General features: G+C 35.7%; 26 protein-coding genes and 2 pseudogenes. 18 read left to right on the top strand and 10 right to left on the bottom strand.

Annotated features, from left to right (window positions below; genetic code table 11):
• Positions 1–186: 186 nt before the first annotated feature.
• The gene (locus tag CAT7_RS01690; RefSeq protein WP_007721299.1) at positions 187–591 is read right to left on the bottom strand and encodes a hypothetical protein; all 405 of its coding nucleotides are present in this window, start codon (positions 589–591) and stop codon (positions 187–189) included.
• A 222-nt stretch (positions 592–813) separates the two neighbouring features.
• Between CAT7_RS01690 and CAT7_RS01685 the strand changes: the two genes are divergently transcribed.
• The 7 genes from CAT7_RS01685 to CAT7_RS01655 all read left to right on the top strand — a co-directional run bounded on the left by CAT7_RS01685 (position 814) and on the right by CAT7_RS01655 (position 8229).
• Positions 814–1980, top strand: coding sequence for a CapA family protein (locus tag CAT7_RS01685; protein ID WP_007721297.1), 1167 nt, complete (start codon positions 814–816; stop codon positions 1978–1980).
• A gap of 60 nt (positions 1981–2040) precedes the next feature.
• On the top strand, positions 2041–2955 hold the full coding sequence (locus CAT7_RS01680) for an ABC transporter ATP-binding protein (protein ID WP_007721295.1): 915 nt from the start codon (positions 2041–2043) through the stop codon (positions 2953–2955).
• Positions 2955–4559 (top strand): ABC transporter permease, encoded by a 1605-nt coding sequence (locus CAT7_RS01675; protein ID WP_007721293.1) that lies wholly within the window; start codon positions 2955–2957, stop codon positions 4557–4559. The genes CAT7_RS01680 and CAT7_RS01675 overlap by 1 nt, the downstream gene beginning before the upstream one ends.
• 386 nt (positions 4560–4945) lie before the next feature.
• Entirely contained in the window at positions 4946–5935 is a 990-nt protein-coding gene (locus CAT7_RS01670; protein WP_007721291.1) for a mannose/fructose/sorbose PTS transporter subunit IIB, read from the top strand.
• A gap of 33 nt (positions 5936–5968) precedes the next feature.
• Positions 5969–6769, top strand: coding sequence for a PTS mannose/fructose/sorbose transporter subunit IIC (locus CAT7_RS01665; protein ID WP_007721289.1), 801 nt, complete (start codon positions 5969–5971; stop codon positions 6767–6769).
• 21 nt (positions 6770–6790) lie between these two features.
• On the top strand, positions 6791–7702 hold the full coding sequence (locus tag CAT7_RS01660) for a PTS system mannose/fructose/sorbose family transporter subunit IID (RefSeq protein WP_007721287.1): 912 nt from the start codon (positions 6791–6793) through the stop codon (positions 7700–7702).
• A 146-nt stretch (positions 7703–7848) separates the two neighbouring features.
• A complete protein-coding gene (locus tag CAT7_RS01655) occupies positions 7849–8229 on the top strand; it encodes a DUF956 family protein (protein ID WP_007721285.1) in 381 nt (126 codons plus the stop codon).
• Positions 8230–8355: 126 nt separating this feature from the next.
• On the opposite strand, the gene CAT7_RS01650 is transcribed toward CAT7_RS01655, so the two are convergent.
• On the bottom strand, positions 8356–9210 hold the full coding sequence (locus CAT7_RS01650; protein WP_232208100.1) for an MFS transporter: 855 nt from the start codon (positions 9208–9210) through the stop codon (positions 8356–8358).
• A gap of 3 nt (positions 9211–9213) precedes the next feature.
• On the opposite strand from CAT7_RS01650, the pseudogene CAT7_RS01645 reads away from it, so the two are divergent.
• From CAT7_RS01645 to CAT7_RS01615, 7 genes and pseudogenes are all read left to right on the top strand, one after another.
• Positions 9214–9465, top strand: a pseudogene (locus CAT7_RS01645) (ABC transporter ATP-binding protein); the annotation flags it as partial.
• A gap of 221 nt (positions 9466–9686) precedes the next feature.
• Positions 9687–10607, top strand: coding sequence for an alpha/beta fold hydrolase (locus tag CAT7_RS01640; RefSeq protein ID WP_007721280.1), 921 nt, complete (start codon positions 9687–9689; stop codon positions 10605–10607).
• Between the two features lie 55 nt (positions 10608–10662).
• Entirely contained in the window at positions 10663–11205 is a 543-nt protein-coding gene (locus CAT7_RS01635; protein ID WP_007721278.1) for a DUF1697 domain-containing protein, read from the top strand.
• 138 nt (positions 11206–11343) lie between these two features.
• Positions 11344–12285, top strand: coding sequence for an alpha/beta hydrolase (locus CAT7_RS01630; protein WP_007721276.1), 942 nt, complete (start codon positions 11344–11346; stop codon positions 12283–12285).
• Between the two features lie 472 nt (positions 12286–12757).
• A complete protein-coding gene (locus CAT7_RS01625) occupies positions 12758–13342 on the top strand; it encodes a hypothetical protein (RefSeq protein WP_007721274.1) in 585 nt (194 codons plus the stop codon).
• A gap of 218 nt (positions 13343–13560) precedes the next feature.
• Positions 13561–14370: an aldo/keto reductase family protein gene (locus CAT7_RS01620; RefSeq protein ID WP_007721272.1), complete on the top strand. Its 810-nt coding sequence runs from the start codon at positions 13561–13563 to the stop codon at positions 14368–14370.
• Between the two features lie 14 nt (positions 14371–14384).
• Entirely contained in the window at positions 14385–14825 is a 441-nt protein-coding gene (locus CAT7_RS01615; protein WP_007721270.1) for a VOC family protein, read from the top strand.
• A 359-nt stretch (positions 14826–15184) separates the two neighbouring features.
• Here the strand turns inward: CAT7_RS01615 and CAT7_RS01610 are convergent, their stop codons facing one another.
• From CAT7_RS01610 to CAT7_RS01590, 5 genes are all read right to left on the bottom strand, one after another.
• Positions 15185–15517, bottom strand: coding sequence for an MGMT family protein (locus tag CAT7_RS01610; RefSeq protein ID WP_007721268.1), 333 nt, complete (start codon positions 15515–15517; stop codon positions 15185–15187).
• A gap of 124 nt (positions 15518–15641) precedes the next feature.
• The gene (locus tag CAT7_RS01605) at positions 15642–16265 is read right to left on the bottom strand and encodes an amino acid ABC transporter permease (protein ID WP_029277676.1); all 624 of its coding nucleotides are present in this window, start codon (positions 16263–16265) and stop codon (positions 15642–15644) included.
• Between the two features lie 43 nt (positions 16266–16308).
• The gene (locus CAT7_RS01600; protein WP_007721264.1) at positions 16309–16956 is read right to left on the bottom strand and encodes an amino acid ABC transporter permease; all 648 of its coding nucleotides are present in this window, start codon (positions 16954–16956) and stop codon (positions 16309–16311) included.
• 66 nt (positions 16957–17022) lie between these two features.
• Positions 17023–17823, bottom strand: a complete 801-nt coding sequence (locus tag CAT7_RS01595) for a transporter substrate-binding domain-containing protein (RefSeq protein WP_007721263.1) — start codon at positions 17821–17823, stop codon at positions 17023–17025.
• A gap of 21 nt (positions 17824–17844) precedes the next feature.
• Positions 17845–18573, bottom strand: a complete 729-nt coding sequence (locus CAT7_RS01590; protein ID WP_007721260.1) for an amino acid ABC transporter ATP-binding protein — start codon at positions 18571–18573, stop codon at positions 17845–17847.
• Positions 18574–19226: 653 nt separating this feature from the next.
• Between CAT7_RS01590 and CAT7_RS01585 the strand changes: the two genes are divergently transcribed.
• From CAT7_RS01585 to CAT7_RS01570, 4 genes and pseudogenes are all read left to right on the top strand, one after another.
• Entirely contained in the window at positions 19227–20618 is a 1392-nt protein-coding gene (locus CAT7_RS01585) for a bifunctional metallophosphatase/5'-nucleotidase (RefSeq protein ID WP_007721258.1), read from the top strand.
• Between the two features lie 26 nt (positions 20619–20644).
• Positions 20645–21469 carry a YutD family protein gene (locus tag CAT7_RS01580; protein WP_007721256.1) on the top strand — a complete coding sequence of 275 codons (825 nt, stop codon included), beginning with the start codon at positions 20645–20647 and terminating at the stop codon, positions 21467–21469.
• 30 nt (positions 21470–21499) lie between these two features.
• A complete protein-coding gene (locus tag CAT7_RS01575; RefSeq protein WP_007721254.1) occupies positions 21500–22264 on the top strand; it encodes a TIGR01457 family HAD-type hydrolase in 765 nt (254 codons plus the stop codon).
• Positions 22265–22308: 44 nt separating this feature from the next.
• A pseudogene (locus tag CAT7_RS01570) lies at positions 22309–22892 on the top strand (TIGR01906 family membrane protein).
• 54 nt (positions 22893–22946) lie between these two features.
• On the opposite strand, the gene CAT7_RS01565 reads toward CAT7_RS01570, so the two are convergent.
• The 3 genes from CAT7_RS01565 to CAT7_RS01555 form a co-directional block, all read right to left on the bottom strand.
• Positions 22947–23453 carry a phosphatidylglycerophosphatase A family protein gene (locus CAT7_RS01565; protein ID WP_007721250.1) on the bottom strand — a complete coding sequence of 169 codons (507 nt, stop codon included), beginning with the start codon at positions 23451–23453 and terminating at the stop codon, positions 22947–22949.
• A gap of 103 nt (positions 23454–23556) precedes the next feature.
• A complete protein-coding gene (locus tag CAT7_RS01560) occupies positions 23557–24549 on the bottom strand; it encodes an NAD(P)/FAD-dependent oxidoreductase (protein ID WP_035019329.1) in 993 nt (330 codons plus the stop codon).
• 153 nt (positions 24550–24702) lie between these two features.
• On the bottom strand, positions 24703–25206 hold the full coding sequence (locus tag CAT7_RS01555) for a divergent PAP2 family protein (RefSeq protein WP_007721246.1): 504 nt from the start codon (positions 25204–25206) through the stop codon (positions 24703–24705).
• Positions 25207–25475: the final 269 nt, after the last annotated feature.

Raw genomic sequence — 25475 nt, 5'->3', positions numbered from 1 at the left:
ACACATCTATACAAAAAATGTGCAATATAAGTCGGAAATTCACAAAAATATGAATAAAACAGTCGAAATACTGTATTTTAAGCGTTAATAATGAATTAAAAAAACCTGCTACAAGTTACTGGATTTCTTAAGTAACTTGTAGCAAGGTTTTGGTTTTAAATGATTGCTTGATGAATACCTAGCAATTTAAGTTTTCTTAATGAATTTTTCGCGACAGTGCGGGCATGTAATAGTGATTTTGCCTTTATTTCGGGGCACACGTAATTTTTTATGACAGTTGGGACAAGCATAATATTTATATACTTTTCGCTCTTGAAATTTTTTGCGTTGTTTCTTCCATTGGTTATCGATACGGCGTTTAAAAGTTAGGAATTTCTGATTTTCTTGATACCGTTTTGTCCGATTGCGGGAAAAAGTTCGATAGTAGCCTAAAATGATCGCTGCCCATCCAAGTAAGCCACCAATCGACCAATTTAGCAAGTTAAAGAATAAAACAATAGCCAATCCTCCGTAAAGCAAGTAGGTTGAAAATTTATCTACGCCATATCTGCCCACCATAAATCGTTGAAATTGAATTCTTAATTTTTCCATTTGATGCTGTCGCCTCTTTCTCTGTATTCCATAAATAAACTAATCAATAGTGTAACATGTTGAAAAAAATTCAGCGACCGTCTTTAGTCTGACTTTAAGATAAATTTGCTGCCGTGAAGAAAGATGAAGAAAGGCTTATAAAGCTTTACATTCCAATATAAAACGCTTACCATTATTTTGAATGAGAAACGAACTAAATGGAAAATACGAGGGAGAAACAAAATGAAAAAAATAGGGTGTTTTGTAGCCGCATTACTCTTAAGTGGATGCATAAATAAAGTTGGTGAAAATCACTCATCAGAAATCACTTCATCAAGTGAATCATCTGTTGAACAAACTAGTGAAGAAAAAAGAGTCTCATTTATGGGAGTAGGAGATAACCTGATTCATAATGTGATTTTTGAAGAAGCACAGTTAGAAGATGGCACATTTGATTTTAAACCCATGTTTGAAAACGTAGCAGAGGAGATTGAAACGGCTGATTTAGCGTTTATTAATCAAGAAACATTGATTGGTGGAGATGATTTTGGATTTTCCGGCTATCCAGCATTTAATACACCTAGCGATATGTCAGCTGATTTAAATGAATTAGGGTTCGATTTAGTGAATGGCGCATCTAATCATTCACTGGACAAAGGCAGACAAGGTGTAGTCAACACTTTAGACATATGGGATAAACAAGAAGATATGGTATTTACAGGGGTCTTTGATTCTCAAGAAGAGCGTGATGCAATTCCGGTCATTGAACGTGACGGTGTAACCTTTTCATTTCTAGCCTATACATACGGTACCAATGGCATTGAGCCGGATGTTTCTTACCGGTTGAATTATTTTGATGAAGCGTTGATCACTCAAGATATTGAACGGGCAAAGAAAGTCAGTGATTTTGTGATTGTATCTGCTCATTGGGGCGACGAACATATGCTTGAACCGAATGAGTTTCAAAAGAAATATGCTCAATTGTTTGCGGATCTAGAAGTAGATGCAGTGATTGGGACTCATCCGCACGTGATTCAACCGGTCGAGTGGGTAGAAGGGAAAAATGGCAATCAAACATTGGTCGTTTACTCATTGGGGAACTTTCTCTCTGCAATGTCCACGGGAACTGAAAACAATATGTTAGGCGGAATGATTTCATTTGATTTTGTTCTGACAGAAGAAGAAAAAACTATTGAAAATGTCAAATGGGATGCGACAGTTATGCAGTACACAGGCAATAAGAACGATACCGAAGATTCAAGAAATAAGTTTAGAATCTATCAGCTGGATGAGTATACCAAGGAACTTGGCAGTCAGCATGCGCTTAATCGTTCTCAAGAAAACCAACTTTCTAAAGAGTCTTTGCAGCGGACGACCGAAGCGGTCATTGACGCTGAATTTTTAAAATAGACTAGCAGCAAATTAATCAGTACGCCGGTTGGAAAATTGTTTTTATTAGGAGGAGTAAAAATGAGTTTAGTAGAAGTAAAAGGATTAACTAAACGATTTGGAAAATTTACTGCTTTAAAAAAGGTCGATCTATCCGTAAATGAAGGCGAGATATATGGGTTTATTGGTCCGAATGGAGCCGGGAAATCCACTACTATCCGCGTTTTACTAGGGATGTTAAAACCAAGTGAAGGACAAGTGACAATTTTTGGCAAAGATGCTTGGAAGGACGCTGTAGCAATCCATAAAAGAGTTGCCTATGTTTCAGGAGATGCTAATTTATGGCCTAATCTAACTGGTGGAGAAGTTATTGATTTGTTTTTAACCATGCGCGGTAAGGGCAATGAAAATAGACGCGATGAATTGATTCAACGTTTTAAGCTAGATCCGTCAAAAAAATGCCGCACCTACTCAAAAGGGAATCGACAAAAAATAGCCTTGATCGCAGCTTTTGCTTCTGAAGCAGATCTGTATATCCTTGATGAACCCACTGCTGGATTAGATCCTTTAATGGAACGAATTTTCCAGGAGTGTATTTTGGAAGTGAAACAACAAGGTAAAACGGTCTTACTATCAAGCCATATTCTTTCTGAAGTTGAAAAATTATGTGATCGTGTAGCCATTATTCGCGAAGGGGAAATAATTGAAACAGGAACGTTATCCCAGATGATTCATTTGACACGCACAAAGTTAATCGTTGAAACACGAAAGGCAATGGTTGGATTTTCTGAGTTAAAAGGAGTCCATGACGCTGTTTATAAAAATGGTGGATGGGAATTTCAAGTAGACAGTGAAGAAATGGAAAGAGTGATCCATTACATTAGTCAATTCGGTGTTTTAAAAATTGATAGTGCTCCGCCAACGTTAGAAGATTTGTTTATCCGACACTACAAAGAAGATAGTGAGCAACAAAGTAGTGTTAAAGGAGGTGTCTAATGATGGTTGCTCAGTTATTCAAAGGAACCAACAGGATAATCTGGCTGATTTTTAAACAGAATAGGTTGAAAATTAGTTTATGGTTATTCGGTTTGATTGGTGTATCTTTAGCGACTGTATCGGCTTATACAACCATTTATACAGGTGAAAAAGAAATTTTTGAATTTGGCTTAACGATGCAGAATCCTGCTATGGTAGCGATGTTAGGCAAAGCTTATCAGATTGAAACCTTTAACCTAGGTGCAGTTTTTGCGAGTGAAATGTTGCTGTTATCGGCTGTTGCAGTGAGTGTTATGAATATCTTATTGGTAACCTCTAGTACGAGAATGGATGAAGAAGAAGGTCGGTTGGAATTGATTCGAGCTTTACCGGTAGGGAGATTAGCATATTTATTAGCAGGAATAATCCTGATGGTCATCGTAAATAGTGTATTGTTTATTTTTTTGTCAATAGGGTTAGGATTGTTCATGCATGAAGCGTTTAATTTAGAGTCTGTTGTGCTGTACAGCGGTATTCTTGCAAGTACGGGTTTGTTCTTTGCAGGAGTCTCAGCGGTTGCTGCTCAACTAACAGCAACGACAAGAGGAACTTTGGGAATTTCTTTTGGCATGTTGATAACAGCTTATATCGTAAGAGCGATTGGAGACGTTGGCAATGATTTGATGTCGTTGTTCTCTCCATTAGGGTGGACTGTTCGTACAAGCGTATTTGTTGAAAATCAGCAGTGGTGGCCCATTTTGGCATTGGTTTGTGGAGGCACGACACTTCTAATGAGCACGTTTTATCTGAATCATAAAAGAGATATCAATGCCGGCCTGCTACCAGATCAAAAAGGAAAACGTTATGCTTCTCGCTTTTTAAAAAGCCGGTTTGGTTTAACTTGGCAGTTAGAAAAAGGAACTATCTTTTCATGGGGCATCGGCATATTTTTAATGAGTGTAGCTTTTGGAGCGATACTAGGAGATTTAGAAACTTATTTTTCTGATCTTGAATTGGTTAAAAAGGTCTTACCTGCTAATTCGACTGCTTCCATGACAGAACAGTTTATTACATTATTGATTTGGATTATGTCCGTTTTTGCGGCTATTCCCAGCGTTTCTATTTTGTTGAAATTGAAAAAAGAAGAAAGAATGGGACGAACGGAGAACTTTTATAGTCGAGCGGTCTCTCGCAGTGAAATTATGGGGAGTTATTACATCGTTGCCTTTCTAACGGGTATATTGACGCAAATCCTAATTGGAATAGGACTATATGTTTCGGCAAGTCAAGTAATAGAAAAGACTATTGGATTAGGATCCGTTTTAGCATCTGTGCTAGCCTATGTTCCAGCTATCTGGGTGGTGATAGGTTTAACCACTTTGTTAGTAGGCGTTTTTCCTAAATGGGCGGGTTTTGTTTGGGTCTATATGTTCTTTGCAATGTTAGTCATTTATTTGGGCAGTTTACTTGGATTTCCAGAATGGCTAAACCGGTTCTCTGCTTTTTACCACGTGCCGTTGCTTCCAAATGAAGAGGTCAATTGGCTCACTCTAAGCCTCTTGAGTATAGTAGGTACTGTTCTTTCTGTTAGTGGATTTTTAGGCTATAACAAAAGAGATATTTAGTGTATTATAGTCATTTTTTTAAAATTGAATATAATACACTAAAAATTCAAAAGATGAAAGTGCTTCACGACACAAACGATACACTATTTAGTGTATCGTTTGTGTCGTGAATTTCTAGTTGCGAATGTCGATTCTATCGATTTTTTTGGTGATACACTAAAGTTGGCACGATAGTTGCATTTTATTAAGTGATGGACAAATTAATAAAGGCAATAAAAAAATCTAAACACTAAAAAAGTTTAGAAGAAAGTTTTGAAAGGTGGCGGTGTTGTTAGCACTGGAGGTTATTTTTTAAAACAGACAAAACTAATGTATAGTAACAACTCAAAGCTGTTAGTTGTGTCTAACTAGAAAAGTTAGGAATAAAATATTTAGGAGGTAGAAATATGGTAGGAATTATACTAGCAAGCCATGGCGAATTTGCTGAAGGCATCTTGCAATCTGGCGCAATGATTTTTGGAGAACAAGAAAATGTTAAAGCTATTACTTTAATGCCAAGCGAAGGTCCAGAAGATGTTAAAGCAAAAATGAAAACTGCAATTGCATCGTTTGACGATCAAGATGAAGTATTATTCTTAGTTGATTTATGGGGTGGTACTCCGTTTAATCAAGCTAATACATTGTTTGAAGAACGCAAAGATAAATGGGCAATCGTTTCTGGATTGAATTTACCAATGGTAATTGAAGCTTATGCATCTCGTTTGTCAATGACTTCGGCTCAAGAAATTGCAGCACAAATCATTGGAACAGCAAAAGAAGGCGTGAGAATTAGACCAGAAGAATTAGAACCTGTATCTACAACTGCTGTTGCAGCTGCTGGACCAGTACAAGGTTCAATCCCACCAGGTACAGTAGTTGGTGACGGAAAAATTAAATTGGTATTAACACGTGTGGATTCTCGTTTATTGCATGGTCAAGTAGCAACTGCTTGGACAAAAGCTATGGGACCAAACCGTATCATCATCGTTTCTGATGAAGTTGCTAAAGATGAACTTCGTAAGAAATTAATCGAGCAAGCAGCACCACCAGGAGTTAAAGCGAATGTTGTTCCAATCAGTAAAATGATTGAAATTTATAAAGACCCTCGTTTTGGCGGCACAAAAGCATTATTGTTGTTTGAAAATCCACAAGATGTTTTAAGAGTTATGGACGGCGGCGTAGACATTAAAGAAGTTAACGTTGGTTCAATGGCTCACTCTGTTGGTAAAGTTGTTGTAAGTAAAGTTCTTTCAATGGGACATGAAGATGTGAAAGCATTTGAAGAAATGAAAGAAAAAGGCGTTAAATTTGATGTACGTAAAGTACCAAACGATTCTAGTGCCAACATGCAAGAAATTATTAAAAAAGCAAAAAATGAGTTAGCACGCGCAAAATAAAGTAACAACATTAAATTAAATAGGAGGCCTATTATGTCTATAATATCAATTGTTCTAGTAATTCTTGTTGCATTTCTAGCTGGTATGGAAGGAATCTTAGATGAATTTCAATTCCACCAACCGTTAGTAGCATGTACATTAATCGGTTTAGTAACAGGTAATTTAACAGCAGGTATCGTTCTTGGCGGAACTCTTCAAATGATCGCTCTTGGTTGGGCAAATATTGGAGCAGCCGTAGCACCAGATGCTGCATTAGCATCAGTTGCATCAGCAATTATTTTAGTATTAGGTGGACAAGGCGTTGCCGGAGTTCCAGCAGCGATCGCAATTGCGGTTCCACTTGCAGTAGCAGGACTTTTCTTAACAATGGTTGTTCGTACATTAGCTGTACCTATCGTACACTTAATGGACAGTGCAGCTGAAGAAGGTAACTTCAAGAAAATTGAATGGTTACACTTATCAGCAGTAGCTATGCAAGGGGTTCGTATTGCAATTCCTGCAGGAGCACTATTATTTATCCCAGCAGCAACAGTACAATCTTTCTTAGAATCAATGCCAGCTTGGTTAACTGAAGGTATGGCAATTGGTGGAGGAATGGTTGTTGCGGTTGGTTATGCATTAGTAATCAACATGATGGCAACAAAAGAAGTATGGCCTTTCTTCATTATTGGTTTCGTAGTAGCAGCAATTTCTCAATTAACACTTATTGCTCTTGGAGCATTAGGAGTAGCTTTAGCTCTTATTTACTTGAACCTTTCTAAAATGGGTGGTTCTTCAAATGGTGGCGGAAGTAACTCTGGTGACCCGCTTGGCGATATCTTAAACGATTATTAATCCTGAAGGAGGAGAAGAGACATGGCAGAAAAAATTACTTTAACTAAAAAAGATCGCTTAGCCGTAGCATGGCGTTCAACGTTCATTCAAGGTTCTTGGAACTATGAACGTATGCAAAATGGTGGTTGGGCTTACTCAATGATTCCAGCAATCAAAAAATTATATACAAATAAAGAGGATCAAAAAGCAGCGTTAAAACGCCACTTAGAATTCTTTAACACTCACCCATATATTGCTTCACCAATTCTTGGAGTTACTTTAGCTCTTGAAGAAGAACGTGCAAATGGAGCTCCTGTTGATGATGTAGCTATTCAAGGGGTTAAAGTTGGTATGATGGGTCCTTTGGCCGGTGTTGGTGACCCTGTGTTCTGGTTTACTGTACGTCCGATGTTAGGTGCTCTAGGAGCATCTTTAGCAATGGGTGGAAATATCCTTGGACCAATCATCTTCTTCGTAGCTTGGAACCTTATTCGTTGGGGATTCATGTGGTATACACAAGAATTCGGTTATAAAGCCGGTTCTAAAATCACAGAAGACCTTTCAGGTGGTTTATTACAAGACATTACAAAAGGTGCTTCAATTTTAGGTATGTTCGTACTGGCAGCACTAGTACAGAGATGGGTATCAATTAGTTTCAAACCAGTTGTTTCTAGAGTTCAATTAGATGATGGAGCATTCATTAAATGGGATGAACTTCCTAATGGTGGAGAAGGTATCCGTCAAGCTTTTGAACAAGTAAACTCAGGTATGGCGCTTTCAGGAACAAAAGTAACTACTTTACAAAACAACTTGGATCAATTGATTCCAGGATTGGCAGCATTGGCTTTAACAATGTTATGTATGTTCTTGCTTAAGAAAAAAGTTAGCCCAATCGTTATCATTCTTGGTTTATTCGTAGTCGGAATTGGTGGACACTTAATCGGACTTCTATAATAAAGTCTTTTAAGTTTTCTGAATCAACACTAGTTCGTATACAAAAAAAGTGGCTGGGAATCTCTCAGTCACTTTTTTTGTTTCCTTAAATGTTTGAAACAACGTATAATGAAATCATAACAAGATAAAGAGATGGAGCGGATAAAATGGTTGAATCAATTAATACAAAGGTGGACCTGGTAATTGACGCTACCGCTTTTACGGGCCTAACAGATTACGGGAAAATTATGATTGGTGATAATGGATTTGAGTTTTTCAATGCACGTGATGCTCGTAAATACATTCAAATTCCTTGGGAAGAAGTAGAAAATGTGATTGCTTCTGTCATGTTCAAAGGAAAATGGATTCCACGGTACGCGATTGAAACGAAGAAATCTGGTACGTTTACTTTTTCTTCTAAGAATCCTAAGAAAGTTCTTAGAGCTATAAGAGAATACGTAGATCCAAGTCATATGGTTCAATCCCTAAGTTTTATGGATGTTATGAAACGTGCTTTCAAATCGATGGGTAGAAAGAAAAGAAAATAACTTTTATGGTCATTATTTTTTAAATTCTGATTAGGGTTATCAAAATTAATACAGTAAAAAAGTGCTTCTAGTGTATTCAACTAGAAGCACTTTTTTATTGATTACACTTATAAATCTGAAAGTTTATTACTGCTCAAATTCTTCAATTTGTTCAATGACTGGTGTAGGTTTCTTTAATGGTGTTAAGAATGTCAATACCATTGCAAGAATAGCTAGAATCGTCATGAAGTAATAGGCTTTACTTGCAGCAAAAATGGACGTTAAAGACTTGATGTTTTCTGTGATACCTTGAGCTGCTAAATCACCTGCATAAAGGGCTGCTTTTGAAGAGTAGATAGTTATAACAACAGCCGTTCCAACTGCTCCTGCAATTTGACGAACAGTGTTGTTAACAGCTGTACCGTGATTAATAAGATCAATTGGTAAGGCGTTTAAACCAGCAGTGCTCAATGGCATTGTGATAAAACTTAAACCGATACGCAAGAAAATTGTACGAATCATCAAGAAAGTAAAGGTTGTTGCGGCTGTTAAACTAGTAACGACCCACATAGAAGGAATAACAAAAATCAAACCAATAATGAATAAGGGTTTCGCGCCGTAGCGGTCATATAATTTTCCGACAATTGGAGATAAAACAGCATTAACAAGTGCTCCAGGCAGTAATAGCAATCCTGAATCAACTGCAGAAAATCCGCGTCCTGTTTGTAAATACATAGGCAACAAAATCATATCAGCATATAACATCATCGTTACAATAATGTTGATAAAAGATGTCATGGTAAAGATTTTATTGTTAAAAACGCGTAGATTTAAAAATGGATCACTTGAACGTAATTGACGCACTGAGAATAATACGAGTGATACAATACCTATAACAATCGTTGCTAAAACTAGTGTATCATCCCAACCACGACTACCCGCACTGCTAAATCCAAATAATACAAATCCAAAACCGAGAGTTGAAAGAGTGACACTAACGATTATGGAGTAATTGTGGAATTGGCAGAAGCAGAAGAGTTATTTACCAATCCGATACATCCTTATACTCAATCTCTGTTGTCTGCAGTACCTATACCAGATCCTCAAATAGAAAAAGAAAAAGTGTTGATTGTTTATGATGAATCCACCCACGATTATTCTGTAGAAAAGCCTTCTTTTGTAGAAATAAAAGAGGGACATTTCGTATGGGCAAACCAACCGGAAATTGAAAAATATCAGGTTGAGCTGGATAACTAATTGACTTTCTAAGAGAGTGAAAAATAAACCCCTACTGTTCTATGGAAATAGTAGGGGTTTATTTTTTTTGCAATGATTGGTAATAGTAAAAGGAAACGATAAGAATTATAATGAAGAAAGATTTTAATCTTGATACATTATAGAAATAATAAAATAGGAACAATTCAAGGAAATTAGAGTTTTTTGGTAGTATAGTAAAAAATAGTGAGGAGTAAAGTGGTATGAAAAAGATGTTCTTTTTTTCTTTCCTATTCCTAGTGCTTAGTTTAGTAAGTGTAGGATGTGGAAATGAAAAGACAGCTAGAACGGTTAAAGAAAGTGATCCAACTAGTGAATTGAAGTCAAATAGTTCTAGTGAACCTAGTACTTCCAGCAGTGGCGTAACGGATCCATTAACGACAAATCAAACGGCCATTCCAACACTCTTTATCCATGGTTATGGTGGAACGGAAGGAAGTTTTAGTGGAATGCTGTCTCGTTTTGAAACAAATGGTTGGGGGAAAAAGATTTTAACCGTAACGGTTCAGCCGAATGGGAGTGTTTCAGATACCGGTACTTGGGATGACCAATCAACTAATCCATTGGTTCAGGTACTATTTTCAGACAACAAAAATAACGAATGGAATCAAGCAGATTGGATTAAGGCTACTTTAGTCTACTTAAAACAAACGTATCAGATTGAAGAGGTGAATCTAGTCGGTCATTCAATGGGTGGAGTGAGCAGTTTTCGCTATCTAGTCACATATGGAGAGGAAGATTCACTGCCGATAGTGAATCGATTTGTTGCAATCGGTGCGCCATTCAATGATTTTGTAACCGGTAATGAAGAGCAGTCGTTTGATGCCTTAAAGCAGGATGGTCCACTAATCATCAGTCAACGATATAGTGATTTTGCTGCTGGCATCCAGCAGTATCCCAAAGAGACACCATTGTTGAATATCGTTGGAGATGTGCAAGATGGGTCAGATGGAGATGGAACTGTTTCTCTTAGAAGTGGATTATCCATAGGGCACTTAATGCAAATAAATGAAATGAATTATAGTGAGGAAATCGTTACTGGATCACAAGCTTCTCATAGTCAACTACATGAAAATACTCAAGTTGATGAGCTTGTTGCGAGCTTTTTATGGGATAGGCCATAAATAAAACAGTTCTTTTTAACAGCAATAACCATTCAATCAATAAGGGAGTTTTTGTATGGAATTTATTATTTTATTGCGAGGGGTCAATGTAGGAGGTAAAAATAGCGTTTCAATGAGTGAGTTAACGCACTATTTGATTAAGGATGGTTTTACAAATGTCAGAACTTATATTAACAGTGGCAATTTGATTGTTGATAGTGCAGAAGGAACGGAACAAGATGTTCTGGTAAAATGTCAAAAAATTTTAATGAACTATTTTGCTTTTCAAATTGATGTCATGGTTATTTCTGGTGAGAAATACAAAATGGAATTAGCGGGTATACCAACATGGTGGGGAAAAGATGCAGATTACAAACACAATGCCTTATTTTTGTTGCCTTCAGCAAATAAGAAAGAAATTGTCGAACTATTATCGGCTATTGATACTAATTATGAAAAAGTCTATATAGGAAAACATGCTATCTTTTGGTCCTCTGTTTTTAAAAATAATTACAATAAGACGTATTATTCGAAGTTGGCCCGTCAATTATTCTATAAAAAGGTAACCATCAGGAATCGAAATACAACTATTAAACTACTTAGTTATTTGGAAGATTAATAAGCAATTTTGAGTATAACAGTTCGAATAATGTATGCCTTTTATTTTTTGTCTTTGATGTACAATTTGATAGAAGAAATGGGTAAAATAAACTGAATGGTTTAAGATTCAATCAACAAAAAAGTGGAGTGTGATTAAATGAAAAGAAAATTATGGATAGGTTTGGGAGTTTTAGTCATTTTAGTTGTGTTTGGTTTGGGTTTCGCAGGAAATTATTTCTATGATGTAGCTGTGGCAATCAACCAAAAGGATTTTATTGAAGCAGCTGATGTAGACGGAGTTTATGATCCAAAAGATCCATGGCTGGAAGAAAAGAAATGGTACGATAAGATAGAGCGTGAAGATGTATCAATTGAATCTGAAGATGGATTAAAACTTTCTGGAATTTATATCAAAGGCGATTCTGATGCTAAAAAGGTAGCTATATTGGCCCATGGCTATGCAGGAAACTTAGAGCAAATGGCACAGTATGTTAAAATGTATCATGATATGGGATTCAATGTACTTGTACCCGATGCCCGAGGACACGGAACAAGTGAAGGCAATTATATCGGCTTTGGTTGGCATGAACGGAATGATTACTTACAGTGGATTCAATTGATGATTGATAAGGTCGGTACAGATGCTGAATTGGCTTTATTTGGGATTAGTATGGGCGGAGCTACGGTTATGAATGTCAGTGGAGAAGAATTGCCAGCTAATGTTAAGGTAATCGTGGAAGATTGTGGATACAGTTCTTTAAATGGAGAGTTGGCCTATCAATTAAAAGATATGTACGACTTGCCAGCATTTCCTCTAATTCCTGTAACCAGTTTAGTAACAAAGATCCGTTCGGATTACTGGTTTGGAGAAGCTGATACAGTAGAGCAAATTAAAAATAACAATGTTCCTATGTTGTTTATTCATGGTGAAAAAGACACATTTGTACCAACAGAGATGGTATACGATGTGTATGAAGCGAATCCATCGCCTAAAGAACTCTATATCGCACCGAATGCTGATCATGCAGAATCGTATGAACAGAATAAAGAAGACTATAAGAAAAAAGTTCAGGATTTTGTGTCGGAGTACATTTCATAGATAAATAAGATTAAAACCTAAAAGTAATAGTTATTATCTTTAGTTTTTTTTTGATGAGTTAACTACAGGATGGAGAAATTGAAACTAATTCACAAGGAAGAGTGGCATAGAAGGATATTATATGAATGAGCAACTAAAATAACGGACTGAAGATGGATGCATACCCATTAGTTCGAAAATGGAAAAGTTAAAGCAACCGAATTACTTGATAGCAAGATAAGAGGATAAGGTCATTGTTATCATAAAACGGTAAGACTATGGCAAGCAGAACACTTGAATAATGGAAAAAATACTGAATTATACAAAAAATTGTCACAAATTAAAAAAAACTTGTTTTTTTAAGCGAAACAAGTTGAATAATTCACAAAGACGTTGTACACTATGTATAAGTTATTAATACGTGTAAATTTTTATTAGAAAATTGTATTGATAGCTTTGGAAACGTATTAAAAAAATGGAGGTAAGGAATATAATGGTTAAATTAAATAAAAAAAGAGGTTTGTTTTTAGGAGTTTGTGCATCACTTATTATTTTAGCAGGTTGTGGCAATAACGAAGATACAGCAGATAAAGCTTCTTCATCTGTAGCAAGTTCAGAGGTGGCTTCTTCAGTTGCAGAAAGTACAGAAGTAGTTACAACAGCATCAATCAGCAATGACCCAGCAGACGTAGTAGCAGGACTTAGTGCAGATGGTACTTGGATCTATGCAATCACAGATGACGTAGTTGTACCAGAAGATATTATTGTATCTGGAACGTTCTATGATAAAAACGACGAAAGCGGAGATATTTACCGCAAATTAGCATTGTATTCACAAGATGAAGATCGCAACGTTACAGCAGAATTCACTTTAGAAGCACCAAAAATGATTGTTGAATCACCTAACTTCAAAATCCAAAATGGAACATTTGTTGGAGATGTTGTAGTTAAAGCTGAAGGATTCCAACTAGCTGATTCAAAAGTTGAAGGAAATGTAACATTTGATTCTCAAGAATTAATGGATTCTGCAGTATTAGACGCTGGTACTGTTACTGGCGAAACAACTGTAGCAAAATAATCAACTAGATTCATTTAATATAAAGCTGAGATAACTTTTCAGCAACAAAAAAGCGTTCATTGTAAAGCTGCATTGAACGTTTTTTTTGTCTTTATTCAGCTATCTTTTAGTCGTTAAATTCGATATTTGCAATTCCAAAAATAGTCGTTAGTTGACAGATAATAATGAGAACCCTTACTATTACATTAACTAAATCATCATAAGGAGGAATAAAGCCAATGCAAACGACCTTATTAGCAAATGGATTAAAAATACCACTTCTCGGAACAGGTACGAACACTTATGGCAAAGAAGGCAATCAATATAGAGGAAAGTTGAACGGAGACTTTAGTGCGTTAAAATCAGCGATACAGGAAGGCTACCGCCTCATTGATACAGCAATTTCTTATCAAAATGAATCTGGTGTTGGCAAAACCATTTTTGAAAGTGGTATTCCCCGTGAAGAATTTTATATCACTACAAAAATTCCATCAGATGATGCTTATATTGGTTCAAGAAAAGCCGTTGAACAAACGGTATTGAAAAGTTTAGAAAATTTAAAAACGGATTATATTGATTTGTATTTGATTCACCAGCCAATTGATGATGAAGAAAAGTTAAAATATACTTGGGAAGTTCTAGAATCTTTTGTGGATAATGGTAAAATCAAGTCGATAGGTGTTTCTAATTTTACTATTGAAATGTTGGAAGCTGTGCATAACTTTGCTCGTATTAAACCCGCAGTCAACCAAATTCAATCGAATCCACATACATGGAATCATGAAATGATTGATTATATGCTTAAAAATGATATTGTGCCAGAAGCTTGGGGTCCCTTAAGTAAAGTTACTCCAGAACAAAGAGCTAAATTAGCTAAAATTGCTGAAAATTATGGGAAAAATTGGGGACAAGTTTTATTGCGGTATCAAATTCAAAGAGGTGTGGTAGTTATCCCCAAGTCTCACAACAAAGATCATCAAATTTCCAATTTAGAATTATTTGATTTTGAGCTAACAAAAGAAGATCAATTTATGATTGAATCATTATAAAAGGAGACCTTAAAATGAATCGCATTAATTTAATTTGTCTTGGAGTAAAGGATATCAAAGCTGCGTTAAATTTTTATAAAAGCATTGGCTTTGAAACGTTTGAGGAATCAAATGCGCCAGCTATTGTTTTTTTCAATAATCAAGGCAGTAAACTTGAGTTGTTTCCAATTGAAGAACTAGCTAAAGATATTAATGAATCGGCTCCACCACTGGTTCAAGAAAGAGGATTTAACGGAATCACATTAGCTTGTAATCTGAAATCAGAAAAAGAAGTAGATGATACAATTGCTCTTGTAAGACAAAATGGCGGGAAAATTGTAAAAGAACCGGTGAGAGTTAGTTGGGGTGGGTACAGCGGTTACTTCCAAGATATAGATGGTTATTATTGGGAAGTTGCGTATAGTTCTAGTTGGAAATTTGATGATAATGAGATGCTGATTATGGAAGAAGCCTAAAATCTACCTATTCCATAAGAAATTTCTTTTGCAACATACCTATGAATTGACAAAGAATCACTAAAAAACGCTAAAATTAAACGAGAGAGACAACCTGTTGATAACCATGTATAACTATTGATATTAGAAATAATAACGGACAAAAATGAGAATTTAAAACTATTTATACGAGTTTATACACCGAAAAGCACTAGTTCATAAAAAAATTGTGGATAAGTTAAACTTTTTTTGTGGATAAACGAACATTTATCTCTTGAATTGAAGATATTGTGGATGAATTGGACAGTTAGATACACTATCAACAGAAAGTAGTTAAAAATGTGCATAACTAGTTTAGTCTGCTCGTAAAAGTATTATTTTTAAAGTTCTTCAACGATCCAATCTACTACTGGATGATAACGATAGACCGATAGATCAATTTTTCCGGAAGTAGTCAAGATAATGCCTTCTGATAATAAACGGTCTTTTTGAGTAAAGGCACCTTCAGCATCTTTGATGGCTACTTCACCTTTAGTGTTTATAACACGGTGCCAAGGCAAGTTATAATTCCCACTCATGGTATGCAAGGTACGGACGACTTGTCTTGCTCCACGTGGATTTCCAGCAAGTGCAGCAATTTGTCCGTAAGTCATGACTTTTCCGCTTGGAATTGATTGGATGACTTGAATGGTACGTTCAGTAAAGGGAGTCATAGTAAAGTCCTTTCAATTTTTATTTTAATTAGTTAACTTTATTCTATCGTAACTGAAAAGAAAACAAAAAAATAGCCGTTCACTAAAAATATTCTTAGTGAGCGGCTTTCTTTTATTCTGTTAGTTAAGCTAATTTTGTTTCAAAGCGTTTAGCAACTTTTGATAAAGCGTAACAAATAATAAAGTAGAAGAATGCTAAAGCAATAAACATTGGAATCACATAAGTGGTATTTTGCCCATAAATGATTCGAGCATTATGAGTTAACTCTGGTAAAGAGATAATGGTTGCCAATGAAGTATCTTTTATCAAAGAAATCAGTTGGCTGACGATTGGAGGAACCATAGCTTTAAAGGCTTGTGGAATAAGAATAAACCAAAGCGTTTGAAGGTACGACAATCCAGTAGAACGTCCAGCTTCCATTTGACCAGAAGGAACAGAGTTTAAGCCAGCACGAATGATTTCTGAAAGCATAGCAGATTCAAAAATAGTCAATGCAGCTACTGCTGACCAAAAGATGTCAAATCGGATACCAATCTGTGGTAAGGCGAAATAAGTAAAAAAGATAATTAACAGCAAAGGTAAATTTCGTATTAAATCAACAATAGCCCCGATGATTTTTGAAAAAACGGGAATTTTCATATACCGAAGCAAACCTAAAATGGCCCCAATAATGAAACTAAAGACGATTGAAAGTAAAGCGACTTCTACTGTTACGAGAAGTCCATCCAGTAAGAAGCGGATATTCATCCACGAAAAAGCTTCTATAATAGTCAAATAATTTCTCCTCCTTTTAAGATGTTACATTTAAGCGGCGTTCAATATAACTCATCAAGTAAGTCAAAGGTAATGTAATGATGAGGTAAATTAACCCGATTAAGATATACGTATCAAATGTATTAAACGTCTCACTGGCAATTAAATCGCCTTGGTACATTAAATCAAGCCCGGTAACCATTGCTAGAACGGAAGAGTTTTTAACTAAATTGATAAATTGGTTTCCAAGCGGTGGAATCACAATTTTAAAGGCTTGAGGCAATACAATATAACGCATGGTTTCATTTTGTGTTAGACCAGTTGAAAGTCCAGCTTCTGTTTGTCCTTTAGGCACGCCCATAATTCCAGCACGAACCGTTTCTGCAATAAAAGCAGAAGTGTAAATGGTTAATCCGATTGTACCAGCTGTAAAGCCATTAATAGAGAACCAGTATAACGGAACGACTACGTAAAAGAACATTACAATGATTAAAAGCGGAATGTTTTTGAAGAACTCGACATAAGCATTTGCCAAACCGCTAATCCATTTGTTTTTAGATAATTGTAAAATGGCCATCAAAGTACCAATGATTAAACTGAAAAATAAGGCAATAATACTTGAATACAGTGTATTTAGAAACCCATCAATTAATACATCAGGATAGGTTGTTAAGATCGTTAGCATAGGTGCACCTCGCTTCTTTATTTCTTAGCAGTAAACTCACTGCTTATAGGTGAAGTTGTAATCGTCTTACTTCATTTCAGGAATCCACTTAGCGTAGATTTCGTCGTATACGCCATTGGATTTGAGTGTAGTTAAAGCTTCGTTAACTTCGGTTAAAAAGTCATCTTGACCTTTATTAATAGCAATACCATAAGGTTCTTGAGTGAAATTTCCACCGGCTAATCGGTAGCCTGGGTTATCTGCAATAATTCCTAATAAAATGGCATTATCAGTCGTAACGGCATCACCTTGACCTGATTGTAAGGCAGTAAATGCTTCAGAATAATTCTCTAATTCTAATACATTTGTATCAGGGGACAACTCACGAATATTTTGTGCAGAAGTGGAGCCCTTAACCGCTAGAACTGTTGTATCGGCCGATAAATCCTCTAGACTCTGAATAGAACTATCATTTGGAACCAATAAAGCTTGTCCTGCATCAAAATAGATATCAGAAAAGTTTACTTGTTCTTTTCTTTCTTCAGTAATCGTCATAGTCGCAATAATAGCGTCAATATTTCCGTTTTTTAATAGTGGAATACGAGTTTTCGACGTTACTTCAACGAATTCAGCGTTAGCTTCGTCTCCAGTTATTTCTTCAGTGATAGCTTTAGCAATATCGATATCAAAACCTCTAATCTCACCAGATTTGATATCATAGAGACCAAAAAGATTAGTATCTACTTTTACACCCCACGTAATGGTCGGGTTTTCTTCTATACGTTCGGTTATGTCTACTGTTGCTGCACTTTGAGAACCACAGGCAGCAAGAAAAAAGACCGGTAGGAGTAAGAGAAGAAAAAGTGATGGCTTGTTTGATTTTTTCATCTGTAAAGTCCTCCTATAAAATTAATGGTTAATAATCTTGCTTAAGAATTGTTTTGCTCGTTCATCTTTGGGATTTTCAAAGAACGAAACGGTTTCGCGGTCTTCAAGGACTTCTCCGTCTGCCATAAAAATAACCCGGTCAGCAACTTCACGTGCAAATCCCATTTCATGGGTAACAACAATCATTGTCATGCCTTCTTTAGCTAGTTTTTTCATGACATCTAGTACATCTTCAATTGTTTCAGGATCTAGGGCACTGGTTGGCTCATCAAACAGTAAAACGCTCGGATCCATAGCTAAGCCTCTAGCAATAGCGATACGCTGCTGTTGTCCACCTGATAAATTAGAAGGGAAAGCATCTTTCTTATCTAGCATGTTCACTTTTTCTAAAAATTTCTCAGCATTTTTCTGAGCTTCTTCTTTAGATTGTTTCAATACTTTCATCGGTGCCAACATAATATTTTCTAAAACGGTTTTATGCGGATAAAGATTAAAATGTTGAAATACCATTCCAACGTTTTTACGAATTTCGTTGATATTCGTATTTTTATCATGAATATTTTGGTCTTTGATCAATAGTTCTCCTTCAGAGATTTCTTCTAAACCATTGATACAACGTAGCATGGTACTTTTACCAGAACCAGAAGGACCGATTACTACCACCACTTTACCTTGTTCAAAGGTAAGGTTGATGTTTTTTAAAGCATGAAACTCACCATAGTACTTTTCAACATTTTTAAATTCAATCATTTAGACACACTCCTTGTTTTCTATGTTTAAGTTGGTAGATTAAGAACGATGAAAGGAGTAGACCTCTTACACGCTCTTTATATAGGAATAAAATTTTGAACAATAAAAAAAAGCTTAGAACAAATAAAGAATTTTCTAATACTTACAGTAGGTAGATAGAATATTCTATTTTTTGTAAAGCACCTGTTCTTATTTGAAAAGATTCAGTATTCTTTCTTTAGATAATTGAGTTAGATAGAATGGATGAACACACTATAAATTAGCCAATATCTAAAGATATCCAGTTGTAAAATGAAACAAATGACACTAGGGTTATGGAAATGGCAATGAATGATAGATGTCTTCATAATTATGAAGAATTTCTTTGGAAAAGTAAAGATAGATGACTTTACTTTCTTGATAAAATCAACGGATAGGAAGATAGCCAATCTTTTATGCGAAAGTTTTTAACATGTGGCAACTCGAAAATTTTATCATTAAAGAAGGTTCTTTGCAAATGAATTCGATTTTTTTCAAGTTGAATAAGAAATTGTCTGTGACTATTTGGAGTTAATTTGAATCAGTGAGTGTTTCTTCATCAATACACAAGATATTTTTTTTGAAGATTGGTATAATAAAAGTAGTCTAAATTTCTGAAATAAAGGATGAAGCAAATGGAACGTGTCCACATTTATCATACAAACGATATTCATTCTCACTTTGAAAATTGGCCGAGAATTTCTGCTTATTTGCGTGAAGAGTCTAAGCGATTGGAACAAGAAAATGAAACAGTATTTTTATTTGATATTGGAGACGCCTGTGATCGAGTCCATCCTTTGACGGAAGCTACTGATGGAAAAGCCAACATCCTCTTACTAAATGAAGTAGAGTATGATGCGGTTACGATTGGAAACAACGAAGGAATTGGAAGCTCAAAAAAACAATTGAACCATTTATACGATGAAGCCAATTTCCCTGTTGTAATTTCAAACTTATATGATGATAAGACAGGGTACCCACCAGAATGGGCAAAATTATTTCATATCGTTCAAACTAAAACGGGTCATAAAATCGGTCTATTTGGATTGACGGCTCCTTTTCCCACTAGTTATAAACCGATTGGGTGGAATGTGAAAAACCCAGATGAAGTGATAGGAGATATGCTAGAACTGTTGTCTCCTTTGGTCGATTCCATTATATTACTGTCTCATCTAGGAATTGGTGAAGATAAGCGCATAGCGGAGATGTATCCGATGATTTCGATTATTATCGGATCGCATACGCATCATTTATTACCAAATGGAGAAATAATAAGAAATACGCTGCTCGCTGCAGCTGGAAAGTATGGGCAATATGTTGGCCATATTGAATTAGAAATTGACGGAAATAAAATTAAAACAGCTAAGGCAACAGTTAAAGAAACGGCAACCATGCAAGCTCCTAAAAATGAAAGGTTAGTGATTGAAAGCTATGAGAAAAAAGGGCATCAATTGTTAATGGAACAGATTATCGCTACTGTTCCAGATACTTTTTCTGTGAGCTGGCAAGGCAGTTCAGAACTTGTTACGCTAGGATTAGAAGCTCTAAAAGAATACGCGCATACTGATGCAGCGATTTTAAACGCAGGTTTGTTTATGCAGCCGTTAATTGAAGGTACAGTTACGAAAGATGCACTGCACGAAATTTTGCCACATCCGATGCGGATCTTGAGGTGTACCTTAAATGGAGAAGATCTGATTCGTATGATTTATGAAATGGAAAAAAATCGCTTGTTTTTGAGAAATTTCCCAATCAAAGGAATTGGATTTAGAGGTCAAATTTTTGGCGAAATCTGTTACAATGGAGTAACTTATGATAAAATGACCGGTGAAGTCTGTTGGTTAGATAAACCAATAGAACCCGATAAGCAGTATACGTTTGCTACAGTAGATCATTTTATGTTTATTCCATTTTTTCCTACTATTGAAATCAAAGGGAAAAATGAAGTGTTATTTCCATATTTTATTAGAAATGTTTTAGAACTCTATCTGAAAAAGCATTATCCAGCAGATAAATCAACCGAATGAATAGAGAAAGAAAGCAGGTGAACGCAATGACAAGTGAGAACGAAATTACTAAAGAACAAAAAGAAGAAACAACTCAGCCTAGAAAAGCGGTCCAAGCAAAAAAAAGACCGGCTAAACCTAGACCGAAAAAACGAGTGAAAGAAACACATCCGTTTGTGGCTGAAACAGAAGAGAAGCGGGATACAGAAGGTTTGACAGCAAATGAAATCGACAAAGAAGTAGATGAATTAATTAAACCCATTGAAGAACCCATTGTTCAACGAATTGATGCTACGACAATCACTATTGAGGGTAAGAAATTTGAAATTGTCAAAGACTACCGAGAAGCATTCGATGCAGAGCGGCTGGGCGAACGCTACAGTGAAATCTTAAATAAATATGATTACATTGTTGCGGACTGGGGATTTGAACAACTGAGATTGAAAGGTTTTTACGATAACCGTAATCGTAAAGTGCCACAAGATCAACGCATTGCAAATTTACAGGATTATTTATATGAGTACTGTAACTTTGGATGTCCTTATTTTGTTTTGCAACGAATGGATGAAAAAAAAGAACGCACAGCAACTAGTAAACCCAAAAGACGCAGAACACAAAAAAGTAAAAGTCCTACAAATGATAAAGTAGTCAAAAAAGAACAATCAAAAAATACTGTTCCAAAACAAACCAATACTTTTAATACGAAAAAATCATCGGATAGAATGAGAGCGAAAAAAGAGTTTGTTAAAAAAGAAATTTCACCAATTGAAAAATCGATTGAAAAAACAGTTTCAAAAGAAACAGTAGAAACTGTAAAAGATGCTAAAGGGAAACGTCAATACAGCATCCGTCGTAAAGTAGTTCCGAAATAAACTAATGAGAATAAAGGTTGTGTCAGGTAAATGAAGTACAAAGGATATTTAATTGATTTAGACGGTACAATGTATCGAGGAAAAGAACCGATTCCAGCAGCTTCACGGTTCATAAAAAGACTGCAAGAAAATAAGATTCCCTATTTATTTGTTACCAATAATTCGTCTAAAACACAAAAAGAAGTAGCCGATAATTTGATTCAAAATTTTGGTGTTCAGACGTCTGAAAAAGAAGTGTACACTAGTTCACTTGCAACAGCCGATTATCTGACTTCATTAGGTGGCGGGAAAAAGGTCTATATTATAGGAGAAACAGGTATCAGAGATGCTTTGAGAAATGCAGGTTTCATTGAAGATGAAGAGAATCCAGATTATGTAGTTGTGGGAATCGACCGACAAGTTACCTATCAAGACTTTGAAACTGCTACCTTGGCTATTCATAAAGGCGCTCGCTTTATTGCAACCAATAAAGATACCAATTTGCCGAGTGATAAAGGAATGGTTCCTGGTGCAGGGTCATTAGTGGCATTATTGATAGCTGCTACTAGAGTTCAACCTACTTTTATCGGCAAACCGGAAGCTATCATCATGGAAGAAGCGATTAAAACGATTGGCTTAACAAAAGAAGAGGTCATTATGGTAGGCGATAATTATGAAACCGACATTTTAGCAGGAATTAACAATGATGTGGATACGCTGTTAGTATTGACCGGTTTTACATCTCTTAAAGATTTAGAACTTGTAGAAGAACAACCAACTTATCTATTGAACTCTTTGGATGAGTGGGTGTTCTAGTGAAAGAAAAAGTGCTCCATTTTATAGGCTTGAGTTGCCTGTTTTTGTTTATTTTATCGTTTTCGATTGCACTGACAATCAACTTAACTCCTTATATAGTTTCGATATTGATTACTTAGGAATTTCTGAGAATGTAGGGTTGTCTAAAGCTACATTGATGGAGAATTATCGTGTGTTACTAAACTACCTTAATTTTCCATGGGTAGCTGAATTGAATTTTCCAAACTTCCCGAGTTCTGAAAGCGGCTTGTTTCACTTTTACGAAGTTAGACGTTTATTTACTCTGGACTATGTCATAGCATTTGTTACTGCTATTGGATCATTTTTCTATATTCGTTACATCAAGAAAAATCAACTTTTTTGGAAATTGGTCCGCCCATTCCAAGTAGGGATTGGGGTTCCGTTTGTTGTATTGTTTATGATCGCTGTTAGTTTTGATCAATTATTTGTGGCCTTTCATAAATTGTTTTTTAATAATGATGCTTGGCTATTCAATCCGTCTACGGATCCCATTATTTTAGCATTGCCAGAAACGTTCTTTATGCATTGTTTTATTCTAGCGTTTGTATTGATTGAAATTCAAATCGTATTTGGCTACTTTTACACTAAAAAAAAGGCTTTTAATTAAAAAGAACGCACTGACAAAAAAATGTCAGTGCGTTCTTTTTTGATAACCATAAAATTATTTGGTAATGTCACTTTTTGATGGATGAGCGTGTGCTAGTCGACTAGCAGCGGCAGCAGCGATAGCGCCAACGATATCATCTAAGAAAGTGTGTACTTCATCATCGTCATGACTATTTAATTTGCCTAAAATACCTGGCTTGATTTTGTCAATATATCCGTAGTTTGTAAAACCAATTGAACCATAGACATTCACAATAGAAAGAGCCATGATTTCATCAATTCCATAAAGACCCTCATCATCAACAATAATATCAAGCAAAGGGTTCATTAATTGTTTGTTTTCTGCCAAGATATCCAATTGAATACCTGTAAGAATGGTATTTTGCACTTCTCTTTTTCTAATTACAGCTTTTACGTTTTCCAAACACAATTCAAGTGTTAAGTCATCAATATACGATTGTTGTAAAAACATGACTAGTTCGGCAATATCTTCTAACTGCACGCCACGTTGTTCTAATAATTCTAATGATTTTTGATGTAATTCATTGGTATCTTTTACCATTTGTATCCCTCCGTTTTAAGTATAGCTTCATTATACTAGAAAGTAGATTAAATGACTTCTAATAACCATTAACACGTAAACCGTTACGTCTGGCCAAACTGAATTAAAAAAGACTTGTACTGTGCATAGGTTGTACTCGTTCATCTGGATTAATGTAACTCATAGCATTATTGATTGCAGTCGGCGCTTCTCCAAATCCGGTAGCAATCAATTTGATTTTCCCTTCATAAGTACAGATATCACCGGCCGCATAAATACCAGGAACAGTCGTTTCCATTTTAGTATTTACGGGAATTTCATTTCGTTTAACCTCAAACCCCCAATTTTTCATTGGTCCAATGGAAGAGGTAAACCCGTAGTTAATTAAAAAATTGTCAATTTCAAGTTCTTTTTCACTTTCTCCTCTGACTTCTTTTAATTGGATAGATTTAATATGAGGGTGGTTTCCTTTGAGAGCAACTGGAATATAAGGAGTGATAACTTCAACACTCGATTGATTTAGCAAAGAAACACTGTGCTCCAATGCTCTGAATTTATTTCTTCTATGAATGAGGTACACTTTCTTAGCAATGGGTTCAAGAGCTAACGCCCAGTCTACGGCAGAATCACCACCGCCGCAAATGGCAACAGTTCGATTTTTGAATTGTTCAATGTTATTAACATAGTAATGCAGTGTTTTTCCTTCATAGTCATCCGCATGCTCTAACTCTAATCTGCGTGGTTGGAAAGCGCCATTTCCAGCTGTGATGATAATCGATTTTGAATAATGGACGGAATTTGTAGTCGTCAGTTCAAAGATGCCATTATCATTTTTAACGACATTGATTACTTCTTCTTCTAAACAAATCGTCGGATCAAAGCGTGAGATTTGAACGGAAAGGTTGTCAATCAATTCTTGTCCTTTAACGACAGGAAGCGCCGCTATATCATAGATATCTTTTTCAGGGTACAACATACTTAACTGACCGCCTAATTGAGGCAAGCTTTCAATTATTTTAACTTTTGCATTTCGCATACCACCATAAAAGGCAGCAAACATGCCAACAGGACCTCCACCGATAATCGTAATGTCAAAAATGTCTTTAGTAGTCAAAATTCAATTCCTCCCATGATACAAAATTTTTCATTTGAAATAATTTGCCGTCGTTCACCTTGGAAACACCTAACTTTAGATGCAAATAAAAATAGTCCTTTAAATGCTAGTCTCTTTCAAGACAGCTAAAAGGACTAATAAACGCGGCATTGAAAATTAAAGCAGTGAAAAGTGAGTCAATACAGCTTTTGTTACAAAAGCGATTAGAATACCCGTAAGAATACCAAAAAAAACTTCAATGGGCTTATGACCAAGGTATTCTTTTAAATGCCGTTCTTTTTGTCCGTCAACAAGAGCTGCGGATTCATGAGAAAGCTTGACCACTTTTTTACGTAATAGCTGAAAATCAATGATTAATTGATTCAATAAAATACCTTGTTCGCCACTTTGTCTGCGTACACCCATAGAATCAAACATAACGATAACGCCAAAAGTACTTGCGATAGCTACAAAAGGAGAAGCAACACCATATTGTAAAGCTAAAGCAGTAATAAGGGCAGATACAGCAGCCGAATGTGAGCTAGGCATTCCACCCGTTGAAGTAGCCAATGCCCAAGTTGTTTTTCTTTGGAGTAGAAAGGCTACTGGGATTTTAATGAATTGTGCAAATATAATAGCTGTAAAAGCCGCTATAAGCGGAAAGTTTGTTAAAATAAGCATCGTGTACCATCCTTTTAAAAAAATACTATTCTTTTTCTATCATACCATGAAACGAACTTTTCTTTGATAAAAAAGTGTTTGGAAAAGTTAAAAAAGAAGAGCTAAGCCATTGTTTTTTAATTCCCTTGATAAAAACGACTAAAAAAAATAGCAATACAAGTAAGAATTCGGTATGATAGAGAAGTAAATATAAAATAGGAGGACGATAAAATGTCTGAATTTCCACAATTATCTAACGAAGTAGCAAGCAACGAAACGGTTGCTACCAT

The organism is Carnobacterium sp. AT7 (assembly GCF_000171855.1).
Taxonomy (GTDB): domain Bacteria; phylum Bacillota; class Bacilli; order Lactobacillales; family Carnobacteriaceae; genus Carnobacterium_B; species Carnobacterium_B jeotgali.
This window is presented reverse-complemented; position numbering and strand designations above follow the sequence as displayed.